This window comes from Salinimicrobium oceani, assembly GCF_012037645.1.
The window spans coordinates 40,245-54,564 of record NZ_JAAVJR010000002.1 but is presented as its reverse complement, the minus strand read 5'-3'; the positions used below and the strand labels follow the sequence as shown (position 1 = coordinate 54,564).

At 42.3% G+C, this 14,320-nt stretch carries 14 protein-coding genes; 3 read left to right on the top strand and 11 right to left on the bottom strand.

What is annotated here, in order from left to right; all coding sequences use genetic code 11:
- The first annotated feature begins 45 nt into the window (after positions 1-45).
- A complete protein-coding gene (gene trpS / locus HC175_RS03775; RefSeq protein WP_168137190.1) occupies positions 46-1,014 on the top strand; it encodes a tryptophan--tRNA ligase in 969 nt (322 codons plus the stop codon).
- On the opposite strand, the gene dprA is transcribed toward trpS, so the two are convergent.
- Positions 1,011-2,111 carry a DNA-processing protein DprA gene (gene dprA / locus HC175_RS03770; protein WP_168137189.1) on the bottom strand — a complete coding sequence of 367 codons (1,101 nt, stop codon included), beginning with the start codon at positions 2,109-2,111 and terminating at the stop codon, positions 1,011-1,013. The two genes, trpS and dprA, sit on opposite strands and share 4 nt — an antisense overlap.
- Before the next feature lie 95 nt (positions 2,112-2,206).
- Between dprA and HC175_RS03765 the strand changes: the two genes are divergently transcribed.
- Together HC175_RS03765 and HC175_RS03760 are read left to right on the top strand one after the other, a co-directional pair.
- Positions 2,207-3,139, top strand: a complete 933-nt coding sequence (locus HC175_RS03765) for an HU domain-containing protein (protein ID WP_168137188.1) — start codon at positions 2,207-2,209, stop codon at positions 3,137-3,139.
- A 184-nt stretch (positions 3,140-3,323) separates the two neighbouring features.
- Entirely contained in the window at positions 3,324-3,836 is a 513-nt protein-coding gene (locus tag HC175_RS03760; protein WP_168137187.1) for an acyl-CoA thioesterase, read from the top strand.
- A gap of 222 nt (positions 3,837-4,058) precedes the next feature.
- On the opposite strand, the gene HC175_RS03755 is transcribed toward HC175_RS03760, so the two are convergent.
- The 10 genes from HC175_RS03755 to atpH form a co-directional block, all read right to left on the bottom strand.
- Positions 4,059-5,234 carry a murein hydrolase activator EnvC family protein gene (locus tag HC175_RS03755; RefSeq protein WP_317172078.1) on the bottom strand — a complete coding sequence of 392 codons (1,176 nt, stop codon included), beginning with the start codon at positions 5,232-5,234 and terminating at the stop codon, positions 4,059-4,061.
- A 44-nt stretch (positions 5,235-5,278) separates the two neighbouring features.
- On the bottom strand, positions 5,279-6,061 hold the full coding sequence (gene lolB1, locus HC175_RS03750; protein WP_168137185.1) for a lipoprotein insertase outer membrane protein LolB1: 783 nt from the start codon (positions 6,059-6,061) through the stop codon (positions 5,279-5,281).
- Positions 6,062-6,066: 5 nt separating this feature from the next.
- Positions 6,067-7,410 (bottom strand): tetratricopeptide repeat protein, encoded by a 1,344-nt coding sequence (locus tag HC175_RS03745; protein WP_168137184.1) that lies wholly within the window; start codon positions 7,408-7,410, stop codon positions 6,067-6,069.
- 43 nt (positions 7,411-7,453) lie between these two features.
- Entirely contained in the window at positions 7,454-8,464 is a 1,011-nt protein-coding gene (locus HC175_RS03740) for a sugar phosphate nucleotidyltransferase (protein WP_168137183.1), read from the bottom strand.
- A gap of 114 nt (positions 8,465-8,578) precedes the next feature.
- A complete protein-coding gene (gene dut, locus HC175_RS03735; RefSeq protein WP_168137182.1) occupies positions 8,579-9,010 on the bottom strand; it encodes a dUTP diphosphatase in 432 nt (143 codons plus the stop codon).
- A gap of 31 nt (positions 9,011-9,041) precedes the next feature.
- A complete protein-coding gene (locus tag HC175_RS03730; protein ID WP_168137181.1) occupies positions 9,042-10,496 on the bottom strand; it encodes an oligosaccharide flippase family protein in 1,455 nt (484 codons plus the stop codon).
- A gap of 35 nt (positions 10,497-10,531) precedes the next feature.
- Positions 10,532-11,044, bottom strand: coding sequence for a hypothetical protein (locus HC175_RS03725; protein ID WP_168137180.1), 513 nt, complete (start codon positions 11,042-11,044; stop codon positions 10,532-10,534).
- Positions 11,045-11,161: 117 nt separating this feature from the next.
- Complete coding sequence (gene atpG, locus HC175_RS03720) at positions 11,162-12,022, bottom strand: ATP synthase F1 subunit gamma (protein WP_168137179.1); 861 nt, start codon at positions 12,020-12,022, stop codon at positions 11,162-11,164.
- A 117-nt stretch (positions 12,023-12,139) separates the two neighbouring features.
- Entirely contained in the window at positions 12,140-13,720 is a 1,581-nt protein-coding gene (atpA, locus tag HC175_RS03715) for a F0F1 ATP synthase subunit alpha (RefSeq protein ID WP_168137178.1), read from the bottom strand.
- A gap of 44 nt (positions 13,721-13,764) precedes the next feature.
- Entirely contained in the window at positions 13,765-14,319 is a 555-nt protein-coding gene (gene atpH / locus HC175_RS03710) for an ATP synthase F1 subunit delta (RefSeq protein WP_168137177.1), read from the bottom strand.
- Between the last annotated feature and the right edge of the window lies 1 nt (position 14,320).

The following is a 14,320-nucleotide window of genomic DNA, read 5'->3' as shown; positions in this document are numbered from 1 at the left end:
GTCTTCTGTAAAAAAGATACCTTTGTGCAAAAATAGAGCAAGCTAATGTCAAGAATTCTTACTGGAGTACAAAGTACCGGGACTCCGCACCTTGGAAACATTTTAGGAGCTATAATTCCAGCCATAGAAATGGCCAATAACCCAGAGAATGAATCCTTTCTTTTTATAGCTAACCTTCATACGTTAACCCAAATAAAAGATCCTCAAATTCTAAGGGAAAATACGCTTTCTACTGCGGCGACCTGGCTTGCCTTCGGTCTTGACATCGAGAAAACGGTTTTTTACAGGCAAAGCGATATTCCACAGGTAACAGAACTTACCTGGTATCTCAACTGCTTTTTCCCTTATCAAAGGCTTACCCTTGCCCATTCCTTTAAAGATAAAGCAGATCGACTTGAAGATGTGAATGCCGGCTTGTTTGATTATCCAATATTAATGGCGGCAGACATTTTACTGTATGATGCAGAAATTGTTCCTGTTGGAAAAGACCAGCTGCAACATCTTGAAATGACTCGTGATGTGGCTTCTCGTTTCCATGCAAAAATGGGGGAAACCTTCGTTTTGCCAGATGCTAAAGTTTCAGAGGAAACCATGTACGTGCCCGGTACAGATGGAGAGAAAATGAGTAAATCTAAAGGAAATATCATCAATCTTTTTCTACCCGATAAAAAGTTGCGGAAACAGATCATGGCCATCCAGACAGATAGCACTCCTCTGGAAGATCCAAAAGATCCAGATTCAGATAATGTCTTCAATATCTATAAACTGGTAGCCACCAAAGAACAAACTGCCGAAATGCGTCAAAAATATGAGGCTGGTGGTTTTGGTTATGGCCATGCAAAACAGGCACTTTATGAATTATTGATCACCCGTTTTGAAAAGGAAAGAGCCCAGTACAACTTCTATATGGAAAATCCTGAAAAGGTTGAAGAAGCTCTGGCTGTAGGCGCAGAAAAAGCCCGGCAGGTGGCCAATACGGTTCTTGAAAAAGTAAGGACGAAGCTGGGATACTAAACGGCTTCAAAAAGTTTACCCGGTAGTGGACGCACCACTCCTTTAAGTTCCATATTCAATAATAAGGTGGCGGCTTTAAAGGTGGGAATACTGCAGTTGAGGGCGATAAGATCCAGTTGCTCTTTTCCCTTTTCCTTAAGGTAGTCATACAGCAATTCTTCCTCTTCCTCCAGTTCCACGAACAACTGCTTCTGAACTGCCTGCGTTCTATTTTCCGGTTGCCAGTTGAGCATGTAAATTAAATCGGCCGCAGATGAGAGCACCTGTGCCTGCTGACTTTTGATAAGCATATTGCAACCACGGCTTTGAAGATCGGATGGTCTTCCAGGAACTGCAAAAACTTCACGGTTGTAAGAATTTGCAATATCTGCAGTGACAAGAGAGCCCCCTTTATCTGCACTCTCAATCACGACAGTGGCTTCACTAAGACCGGCAATAATACGGTTCCTCTTGAGAAAGTTGTTGCGGTCAAAGACATCGGTACTCCAGAAGTCGGTGAGAAAACCTCCGTTAGCCTCAACATCCTTTACATATTTTTGATGTACTCCCGGGTAGATCTGATTATGCCCATGAGCCAGGCAACCTATTGTTTGAAGGCCATTTTTAATGGCCGCACGTTGTGCAGTAATATCTATCCCATAAGCAAATCCCGAAACAATAACCACGTCTAAAAGGGCAAGATCTTCTATGAATTTTTCACAAAAGGAAACACCATGGGTTGTGGCCTTTCTAGTTCCAACGATACTTAGGATCTTCTTGTTAGTAAGCTCTATATTTCCACGCTGAAAAAGCAGGATGGGGCCATCTGGGCAGTGTTTTAATCTTTCAGGATAATCGGTGTCCAGGAAATAAAATGCCTGTATGGAATTGGTTTTGATGAATTCCAGTTCCTTTTCTGCTGCTTTTAAATTCTCAGACGAAAAAAGATCATTGAGTTTTGTCGTTCCAATACCATCGATCTTTAGTAGTGCCGACTTTTTTTCTTTAAAAACAGCCTCGGCAGAACCTGCAAAACGGATCAGTTTTTTTGCTGAAGCATCTCCGAGATTAGGCACGTGCTGCAGCGCCAAAACATACTGTAAATCAGATTCTTTCATCCCCAAAGTAAAGGCCGAAAATTAGAATAAAAATTTGTTAATAAAATATAGCACAGCTGTTTTTTCCCAAATTAAAATATTTTACATTTGTTCATATGGCAGTAGCAACATACATCCACGATCTACTTTACAGGTACGAGTGCGTTATTCTTCCGGGATTTGGAGCATTTATTACACAGCAACATTCCGCTCGCATTCACGAGGCAACAAATGAATTTTTTCCGCCTAAAAAGACAGTCTCTTTTAATCGACAGCTTATCAAAAATGATGGCCTACTTGCTAACTACATAGTTGAGGCAGAAAAGACCTCTTATGAGAAGGCAATAGAAAAAATAGCCACTTTTGTTGAAGAGCTTGAGCTACTTCTGGAAGAGAAAAAGCCAATTAGCTTTGATCAAATAGGTTCTTTCACTTTGTCTAAAGATCACAAGCTTCAATTTGAACCTGCTACTCAAACCAACTATTTGAAAGAGGCGTTTGGACTGTGTCACTTCACTTCCAATACATTGAACAGAGAAGTTTATAAGGAACAGGCTGTTGCAATTGAAGAAAAAGCACCCGTTGCTTTTACACCAGAACGAAGAGCAGGTGGGCGATGGATGAAATATGCTGCAGTAGGTTTACTGGCTGTGGGTCTAAGTGGAGCTGCCGGATTTAATTTTTACAGTGATCAGGTAAGCGAACATAATCTTGCTGAACAGCAAAAAGCCGCTTCCCAGCTGGAAAGTCAAATACAGCAGGCTACTTTTGTAATTGACAATCCACTTCCTGCAGTGACCCTGAAGGTTTCTAAGCAAGTTGGAAATTATCACATAGTTGCAGGAGCATTTAGAGAGGAAGAAAATGCTGCAAAGGCCGTAGAAGAATTAAAGGCAGAAGGGTTTAAAGCCCGACAGATAGGTGTTAACCGCTTCGGACTACACCAGGTGCTTTCCAGCAGCCATGAGTCTCGCAGAGATGCTATCAATGAGCTCTACAGAGTGAAAAAAACAAACCCAGGAGCCTGGCTGCTTGTTCAGGAACTATAAGTGAGAAGTCAGAGCTGGGGAAGCAGGATTGCAAAACCATGAAGTTCAGCACGAAATTCCATTTCAGTAGACTCTCGGAAGAACATCCCTCCTGATCTCTGATCACTCAACACTGATCACTTTTTTAATACCTCCTTAACGGCTTTTAGAGCAAAGCATCTTACCTTTGCCGAAAATTTGAGCAATGCAAGCCAGAACACCCGAAGAATCTAAAACCATACTTACAGACCTCGTTCTTCCCAGCGAAACGAATCCTTTAAATAACCTTTTTGGAGGGGAATTGCTGGCGCGGATGGATCGTGCGGCAAGCATTGCCGCAAGACGCCACAGCCGTAGGATCGTTGTTACGGCTTCGGTAAACCACGTGGCTTTCAATAAGGCAGTTCCGCTTGGAAGTGTTGTTACCGTGGAAGCTAAAGTCTCGAGAGCATTTAAATCTTCGATGGAGATCTACATTGACGTTTGGGTAGAAGATCGGGAAAGCGGAAAGCGCAGTAAAGCGAATGAAGCTATATATACCTTTGTTGCCGTTGATGAAACCGGGACCCCGGTAAATATTCCGCCGCTGCAACCAGAAACTGAGCTTGAGAAGCAGCGATACGATGCAGCGCTTCGTCGTAAACAGCTGAGCCTGGTGTTAGCCGGAAAAATGAAGCCCGCCGATGCAACAGAGCTCAAGGCATTGTTCGTAAATTAGTAGTTGATTTCTGGATAATGCCAGCTAGGGCAATTTTCTTCGGAAAAATATGCCGCTCCGCCGGAGCTCCTGGTTTCTTGGATTTTGTTTCTACAAATATATTGCTCCTCAAGAGCTTAAGAATAGATTACGTTTGCAGGTTCTAAGCCTGTTTTACAGTCTACTTCAACTCATTTTAGAAGTCTTGGCTCTTGTCTCTTGATTCCTGAACCCAAAAAATAATTACATCTGGTAGATCCACTCTTCGGGATTGAGCTTTTGGTTGTTTTTATACATCACAAAGTAAAGCGTTGTCCTACCATCGGTCTTATTGATTGCAATATCACCAAGATCCTGCCCCAGTGATACTTGCTGGCCTTTACGAACATCTACAGATTCCAGGTGATTGTAAATAGTGATGTAATCTCCATGCCTTACCATAACCATAAGACTTGAACCCTTTACAGCAATTATCTCGCTGACAGTTCCTCCAAATACTGCTCTGGCTTTGGAACCAGCATCTGTGGCGATCCTTACCCCATTACTGTTCATGGTAGCGGTCTTTACAATTGGATGAGGCTGGGTTCCATAGCGCAATACTACTGTTCCGGTTCTTACTGGCCAGGGAAGTTTGCCTTTATTCTTTTCGAAATCGGCAGCCAGGGCTTTGGCTTCAGGGGTTAGCTTGAATACGCTTCTGGAGGTGGAGCCTTCAGCCTTGTTGCTTGCAGCAATAGCCTCTTCAATTATTCTTTCAATTTCCCTATCAATGGCGTTTATTTCCTGTTGTTTTTGTCTTAGCTGGGAAGCGAATTGACCCTCCTTTTTTCTTACTTCAGCAATCAAACCGGCCTGAGCTTTCCTGTTCTTCTCCAGATCGGCTCTTGTTTTACGGTTTTCGGCAATTAATTGATCCTTTACCTTCTTTTGTTCTGCCAGGCTGGTATTAAGTTCCTGAAGCTCCAGCGTTCGCAGTTTGATCTCCTCCCCCTGTTGATGCCTGTAATTAGCATATTGCTTCATGTATTGTAGTCGCTTGTATGCCTGTAGAAAACTTTCGGCAGAAAGAAGAAACATGATCCTGCTTTGCTGGGATTTACTCTTGTAGGACTTGCTGATCATTTTACTGTAATCAACCTTAAGCTGCTCTAATTCTTTTCTAAGCGCACTAATTTTATTTTGATTGGTGTTGATCTCCCGGGTAAGAAGATTGGCCTGTTGATTTGTTACCCTAATCAGGTTTTCTGTTGACCTGATTTGTTGCTGCAGGTCTTCAACTTCGGTAAGTATAGATTTCTCTTTTTTAAGATTTGAGGTGCGCAGATTATTTATTCTCGCAATCTCCTGCTGCAATTCCAGCCTACGCTGCTCAAGCTCTTCTCTCTTGTTCTCCTGAGAAAAGGATTGTATTGAAAACAAAAATAACCCTATAAGAAGGGAGCACTTAAAAAAATTTCTTTTCGTCATTCCACGGAGATTTCTTCGTAGCCCGAAGGTATTGAAAAAGGAAATGAAACCGGAACATTAAATTCCAGGTTTTTAAAGGTCATATCTATACGTGTATTTTCAGCCCCATCATTGGCCAGGATCTGGATTTGGGCAGGAAAAAGTTGTCCTTCCAGCTTTTGATATTCGGGATAGGTCACGGTAACATTTCTGTTCTCCCGTGGCTGTCCCAGTTGTTGGGCAAGGGCCTTGAAATTCCCGGCATCAAGCAAAAACATTCTTTTTAGAAGATCTGCCTTTTCTGGTTCCAGCTGGTATCCGCGTGTAGATTCGGTCAACTTATAACGCTCCTTTCGTAGATCATAAATGGTTTGGCCGAGAAGTAAATTCTGCACCTTTTCAAAATCAAGAGGTGTTCCCAGAAGATCGCTTAACAGGCTGAAATCTCCATCAAAATAGGTACGCGTGATCTTCTCATAGAACTGCACTGAATTTGGAGTGATCATCACTTTGGCAAGAGGTATGCCCAGCAGTTGTCCGCTCATCCAAATGGTCTCATCTTTCTTCATTCGAAAGGTGACGGTGACACTCTGGCTGCGTTCTTCTGTTTGGTAGTTTAAATTTAGCCTTCCTTGCAGCGTCTCAAACTGTACCTCACTGGCATAATGGCTGGCAACAACGGCAGCTACTGCAGCATCTTCGGGAGCGGTGGTTCCCATTTTTGCCTTTCGGGCGCCGCCACAGGAAGTAAGGAAGATCAAGGATATGAGCAGGAGGGGAATAAAACGTTTGTAGGTCATGCAGTCTAGTTTTTTATATTTTCGGCTTTTTTCTGAGCTTCTGAAGCTCTTTGGGGCTGGTTCAGTTCTTTATACGTCCTGGCGAGCTGTAGGTACAATTCTTTTTCAATTTCAGGATCTCCAATAAGGAAATCAAGCCCCGTTAATAGATTTTTTTCAGCACTTTGAGGCACTCCGGTTTCATTCTCAGCCGTTCCCAACATTAAAAAGAGCCAGGCCTGTGTCGGAAAATTTTCTAAGGCCTTTTCGCTTATTACTTTAACCTGCTCAAAATCTCCGGCTTCTGCCTCCAATTTGATCACCTCTCTAAAAAGGCCAAAATCATCTCGTTCATTTTCAAGGGCCGTGTTAAAATATTCAAGTGCCACTTCTTTGTTCCCCTTTTCAAGGAAAAAAGTTCCCAGTTGCTTGTACACTTTTTGATTATTCTCTTTTTCAGAAAACACTCTTACCAGTCTTATCAAATCTTCTTCCAAAGATGGATTTTCAGTCACATAAATCAGAAAATCATTGAGCGCCTGGTACTTCGTCACCTCGTCAATCTGGTCACTTCCTAATAGGATCTCCATCGAGCTGACTGCTTTTTCGGTACTATTTTCAGCAATATAAAATTTATAGAGAGCAAGATGAACCAGCTGAGAGTCGGGATTAATCGTCAGTAATTTCTCGGCCGTTTCAAATGCGCGGTCTAGCTGTCCACTTTCGCTATACACAAAAATAAGATTGAGGTACTCCTTTTCATCCTGCGGATTATCCCCTATGCTTTCCTGCAGATCGGAGATCTGTGCCTCGACATTATTGGTCATGGCGTAAACCTGCCTGCGCAGGCTTTCACGATACGTACTCGAACCCTTTACCTGGTCTAAGGAATCCAGTACCTTTATAGCAGCATCATATTGTTGATTCTGAATATAAAGGTTTACAAGATCTTCAGAAAAGGCCGAATTTAGCTGCGCAAGATCCTTCACCACCGGCAACGCCCTGTCGAACTCCTTGCTCTGGTAGTAGGTGGTGTACAATTCTTCCAGCATCCCCACATTTTTTGGCACGGCCTGACGCCCTTTTTCGAGGTAAACTGCGGCCTGAGAATACTTTTTTAGAGCATTATAATTTTTTCCAAGCTCCAGGTAAACTACAGGTTCGTTTGGCCGTAATGCGAGACATTGCACAAGTGCATCAATAGCTTTGTCATAATTTTCAATTGCTTTTTGCTTCAAAGCTTCGAAAAATTTTTCCTGAAAAGCATCAGTCACATCGCCAAGTTGATCTTCGGCCATCTCTACAACGGGCTTTTCTGGCACCTGAGCATGGGCAGGAAATGCCGCCTGCAGCAGGACCAAAAATGTCATTATGTAAAGACTTTTTTTCATGCATTTCTAAAGGCTTCGGAAATTACTCCAGTACCGAATAATCTCCAATGCTTATTTCGGTGAATTTACCGTTGAATTTCGCAAAATTTCCGATCATTGCGTTGTTGAGATCAGCATTTTGCACCTCGGCAAAGGTTTGGATAAGGCTATTCTTTATAGTCGAGTTTATAACTTTGGTTCCGTTGCCAATAGAAACATTAGGTCCGATTTTGGCATTTTTCAGTACTACATTTTCTCCAATAAAGCACGGCTCAATAATTTCTGAATTCTCCATTTCAATGTTTGAAGCAACAAGGTCTTCCCCATCTTCCTGAAGGAAGTTCAGCATCCTGGTATTGGTTTCCACTGTCACCTGCTTATTTCCGCAATCCATCCATTCATCAACCTTCCCCGGCACAAATCTCGCCCCCTTCTGCTTCATGGCTTCGATCCCGTCATTGATCTGGTATTCACCACCACGAATGATGTTGTTATCCAGAACTCCCTGTAGTTCATTTTTAAGAACCGCTACATCTTTAAAGTAATATATTCCTATTACAGCAAGATCTGAAACATATTCAGATGGTTTTTCCACAAGGTCGGTGATCTCCCGCTTCTCGTTTAACTGCACTACGCCATAAGCTGAAGGATTTTCTACCTGTTTCACCCATATTACCGCATCGGCTTCTTTATCTAACGTAAAATCGGCCTTAAAAAGTGTATCAGCATAAGCTATCACTGCAGGACCTTCAAGAGAATCCTTTGCACACATTATAGCATGTCCGGTCCCCAGAGGTTTATCCTGATAGTAAATTGTACCTTTTGCACCGAGCGTTTGAGCAATATTCTTAAGATCTGTTTCTACTTTTTCACCAAAGTCTTCTCCAATGATAAAAGCGATCTCGTCTATCTTCTCATCAAGAACTTTAGCGATATCTTCAACCAGGCGGTGCACAATTGGCTTTCCGGCAATTGGGATCAGAGGTTTTGGAACTGTTAAGGTATGTGGACGAAGCCGCGACCCGCGACCCGCCATGGGAACTATTATTTTCATTTTTTTAGATGTGAGATTTAAGATTTTAGATATGAGACTGGAGATTCACAGTCCATCCCATTTCAACTATAACTGATTACTGTTTATTGTTTATTGCTAATTGTTCACTGAGCACTAAACTCCCGTGCTTCCAAAGCCACCTGCCCCGCGGCTGGTTTCTTCCAAATTGTCTACTTCTTTCCAGCTAATATGCTCGTGGCGCGAAATTACCATTTGAGCAATTCGCTCCCCGTTTTGAATTGTAAAATCTTCATTAGAAAGATTGACCAGGATCACTCCTATTTCTCCGCGATAATCTGCATCTATTGTGCCGGGAGAATTGAGAACGGTTATGCCTTTTTTGGCAGCCAGGCCACTACGCGGGCGAACCTGTGCCTCATAACCTACTGGCAGTTCAATGAAAAGTCCGGTTTTAATAATGGCTCTTGCCAGAGGAGCAAGAGTAACAGGTTCAGAAATGTTTGCTCGCAGGTCCATTCCGGCGGAAGAACCTGTTTCGTATGCCGGTAATTCGTGTCCGGACTTGTTGATGATCTTTACGTTCATTTTTTGAAAATTTTCTTCAGAAATGGCATTTTTAAGGCCTCTTCAAAAGTTGTTTTAACTGATCCTTTTCAGCGTAATAAATAAGGGCAAAAAAGATAAGAATTAATATACTTCCGAAGTAATAATTATTCCTAAAAAGGTAGAAGTAAACTGCCGAAAAGCCAATAGAAACAAAGAGATATCCTCCTATTCGCTTCAGGTCATACGGGATAGGATAATATTTTCTTCCGAAGTAATAAGACAGCAGCATCATACTGCCATAAGCCGCCAGAGTAGCAACAGCCGACCCCACATAACTATACTGCGGAATAAGCCAGAAGTTAAGGCCCAGGGTAAGTATAGCCCCAACCCCCGAAATATATGCTGCGAAACGAGTGCGGTCGCTCACCTTGTACCAAACAGACAGATTGTGGTAAATTCCCAGAAAGAAGTTCGCCAGCAAGATCATTGGGACTACCACCATGGCTTCCCAATATGACTCATCCTGAATAAGGATCACCTTTAGAAGATCGGAAAATACAATTACCAGCAACAGAATAAGGGCTCCAAAAATGACAAAATACTTAGTAATTGTTGCATAGGTCACGGCAGAATTCTTCTCTTTTGCATGACTGAAGAAAAAGGGCTCTATGCCCATCCTGAAGGCAGTGGCAAAAAGCGTCATGAAAAGTGCCAGTTTATAGCAGGCGGCATATGCACCAACTTCGGCTTTGGCAATACCTTGGGGCAACATCATCCCCAAAAGGATCTTATCTACTACTTCGTTGATCGCAAAAGCAATCCCTGCCAGCAGAATTGGAGTTCCATATTTGATCATTTGTTTCCACAAACCTGCATCAAAAGTGTATTTCAACCTGAGGTAGAAAGGTAACATTACCAGCAGCGTAAGAGCGCTGGCAATAAGGTTGGCAATGAAGATATAGGCGATCTCGAAATTCGGCTGATATATAGATTCGAAAAACCCTCCTGTTTCCGCCAATTGAGGCAGTAATACAATAAAGAAGACATTCAGCCCCAGATTCACAGCCACATTCCCAATTTTGATAGCAGAATAAACTCCCGGTTTTTCCATTGCCCGAAGCCACCCAAAAGGTATCACCACCAGGGCATCTAGTGCAAGAATGAGAATAACATAATTGAGATAGTAGGAGCCAATTTGAGTCGTGGCTGCTATGGAATCCCGGAAAATGAAGGCCAGGACAAGGAAGATCACTGTCGAACCCAAGATCGAAATGCTTGAGGTTGCTGTCACTTTTTCCCTATGCTCTTCCTTGTGAAAAAACCGGAAAAAAGAGGTTTCCATTCCGTATGCCAGTACTACATTGAAGAATACGATCCAGGCGAAAACTATGGAGACTTCCCCATATTCTTCTTTGGGAAGATATTCGGTATACAGCGGCGTGAGCAGGAAAGACAGCATCCTGGGCACCACTGTGGCAACACCATATATAAAGGTTTGTTTAAATAGCTTCTGAAAAAGCGCCAATAGTCTCTGCTTGTGAATTCCTCACAAATGTACTATTAATGCTGAATGTTTTCAGGGTTTTTTACCTTCACTTCGGCGGCTTCCCTTTTCTGAATTCCGGTAAGCCTGAAGTATTTAGCTTTTCCATTCTCGGTGTATCGCACCACTGCTTCACCTTCAGCAAGTTCAAACGGAATTTTTTCCTTTACTACCGGAATCTGGTTTCCATACTCTTTCTTTGGGTCTTCATGCATCACGAAATCCCTGTCATGTTCGGTTGCACCAATTTTGAACCTGGCAACATACAGATGTTCATTAGAGGGATCTCTTTCCAGGATTCCCTTTTTCCCTCGGAAGTAGACAGTATCCATAATAATTGAAGCTGTTTCTTCTACAGGAATAAAAAGATTAAATCCAGAGCCCGCTGCCTTTACTCCACCTGTCCAGCTGGTGTAATAAGGTTGTTTTACAGCTTTAGGTGCCTTTTCCTGGAGTTGTTTCCCATTTGCGCAGTTGCTGAAGCTCAAAAGGATCACGAAGGCTGAGAACAAGAGTAAAAAAGGTTTCATAGGAGAAAAATTAATAATTCATGAAGTTAAAGGCAAATTTGATACCAAATAAAAAAACTCCGCATCGGGGGATGCGGAGTTTCCAAAAAAGCTGAAATTCAGCTGTGTTTTTTATGATCAATTATTCAAAGCTTCAGCTCCACCAACGATCTCAAGGATTTCATTCGTAATAGACGCCTGTCTTGCTTTGTTGTAAGATAACTTAAGAGAATCACGAAGTTCTGTAGCATTATCGGTAGCCTTGTGCATGGCTGTCATTCTCGCGCCGTGTTCAGAAGCAAATGAATCCCGTAAAGCTTTATAGACCTGCATCTTCAGAGATTTTGGAATCAGATTCAATACGATCTCTTCTTTAGATGGTTCAAAAATATAATCTAAAACTACATTATCGTCTTTTTCTACCGGTACAATTGGAAGGAACTGTTCAGTCTTCACTTCCTGGGTAGCAGCATTTTTGAACTGATTATAGACGATCACGATCTTATCGTATTTTCCTTCAACGAAAAGTTGCATCAACTCTTCTGCAATAGCAGCGGCGTTATCAAAGCTTAGATCATCATAAATGCCCGTCTCATTCCTGAATATCTTATGGGTCTTCTTAAGAATATCATTTGCTTTTTTCCCAATGGTCAAAAACTCAACATTCTTATCGGCATAATCACGTTGTGCGATATATTTTGAAGCCTTTACAATATTAGAATTGAAGGCACCAGCCAAACCACGATTTGAAGAAATTGAAACGAACAAGACATTGTTCACCTCCCTTTGTTCAGAATATTTACTGGTCTTATCGCTATCAAGTGTAGCACTCAAAGATTGTAATAATTCTGAAAGCTTTTCGGCATAAGGCCTCATCGCGGTAATAGCATCCTGTGCTTTGCTCAACTTCGCAGCCGATACCATTTTCATGGCACTGGTGATCTGCATAGTTGAAGAAACCGAGGTGATCCTACTTCTTAATTCTTTTAAATTGGCCATTTTTCTTTAGTATTGAGTATTGAGATATTAGATGTGAGATCTAAATATCTCAATACTTAAATTCTACTTTGATAACAGAGAAAGAGTTTCTCAATACTCGAATCTCTATACTCAATACTATTTTTTGTACTTCGCAGAGATTTCCTTCGCCGCGTTTGTAAGCGTGTCGGTGATCTCATCTGTATATTTACCTGCTTTTAGTTGATCAAGTACATCTCTGTGCTTGGCATCAAGATATTCCAGGTAATCTTTTTCAAATTCTTTTACCTTATCAACAGGCACGTTTCTCAACAGGTTCTTAGATCCTGCATAGATAATTGCGATCTGTCTTTCCACAGGATATGGATTGTTCTCTGCCTGTTTAAGGATCTCCACGTTTCGCTTACCTTTTTCAATTACATTAAGGGTTGCAGGGTCAAGGTCAGATCCAAACTTTGCAAATGCTTCAAGTTCACGATACTGTGCCTGGTCAAGTTTAAGCGTACCTGCAACTTTCTTCATGGACTTGATCTGAGCAGCACCACCCACACGTGATACAGAGATACCTACGTTAATCGCAGGACGTACCCCTGAGTTAAAAAGATCTGACGTTAAGAAGATCTGTCCATCGGTGATCGAGATCACGTTTGTCGGGATATAAGCCGAAACGTCACCCGCCTGGGTCTCAATTAGCGGAAGTGCTGTAAGCGATCCTCCTCCTTTCACTTTATCTTTTAGAACATCCGGAAGGTCGTTCATGTTCTTCGCAATACTGTCATCTGCAATAACTTTTGCAGCACGCTCAAGTAATCTTGAGTGAAGGAAGAAAACGTCTCCAGGATATGCCTCCCGTCCCGGTGGACGTCTTAAAAGCAATGAAACCTCACGGTAAGCCACCGCCTGCTTGGAAAGATCATCATAAACGATCAATGCAGGACGTCCTGTATCCCTGAAGTATTCCCCTATCGCAGCACCTGCGAATGGTGCATAAACCTGCATTGGAGCAGGATCTGATGCATTTGCAGCAACAATGGTAGTATAGGCAAGAGCTCCTTTATCTTCAAGAGTCTTAGCAATACCCGCAACAGTAGAAGCTTTTTGCCCTACTGCAACATATATACAATAAACAGGCTCCCCTGCATCGTAGAATTCTTTCTGGTTAAGGATAGTATCAATTACCACAGTGGTCTTACCTGTCTGACGGTCACCAATTACAAGTTCCCTTTGTCCACGTCCAATTGGCACCATGGCATCAATAGACTTGATCCCGGTTTGAAGAGGCTCGGTTACTGGCTGGCGATAAATTACACCCGGCGCTTTACGCTCCAATGGCATCTGGAATGTCTCACCTTCAATAGGACCTTTACCATCAATTGGCTGTCCAAGGGTGTCAACAACACGTCCTACAATTCCTTCTCCAACATTTATAGAAGCGATACGTTGAGTTCTTTTAACAGTCGCTCCTTCCTTTACTTGTTTGTATGGACCTAAAAGTACCACCCCAACGTTGTCTTCTTCGAGGTTAAGTACAATTCCTTCCAATCCGCCTTCAAATTCAACTAACTCTCCATATTGAGCATTGGAAAGTCCGTAGACGTTAGCGATACCATCCCCAACGTTGAGAACTGTACCTACTTCGTCAAGTGAAGCCTTAGCCTCAAACCCGGAAAGTTGTTTCTTTAATATTGCTGATACTTCAGCCGGATTAATTTCTGCCATAATTATTTAGAATAAAATGCTGCGCCCGGGCGCAACGGTTTTAATTAAATTTTTGCTACGTATGTGTTATTCTGTAATTCTCTTCTGAGGTTGGTAAGCTGGGAACTAACGCTTCCGTTGTACTGGATGTCGCCCACTCTTAAAATAAAACCTCCTATGATGCTCTCATCAACGATGTTCTCGATCTTAGCCTCGTGCCCTGTAAGTTCCTTTACTTTTTGCTGGATCTTAGCTTCAAGAGCAGGTGTCAATGGAATTGCAGTTGTAACCTTTGCTACCTGCACTCCGTTCATTTCATCGAAAAGACGGTTATATTCCTTTGCTATAAGCGGCAGAATATCCAGCCTGTTATTCTCGATCAAAATTGAAAACAACCCTGAAGTAACGCCGTTCACAGATCTAAAGATCTCTGAAAGGGCATTTTTCTTCATCGTATTCTTGACCACAGGGCTCTTCAAAAATGCCTGAAGATCACTGCTGTTTTTTATCGTATTACTAATGAGGCTCATGTCTTCATTCACCTCTTTAGTCACGTCTTTATCTTTGGCCAGGCTCAAAAGCGCTTTGGCATATCTCGCTGCTGCTCTGCTTCCCTGCATC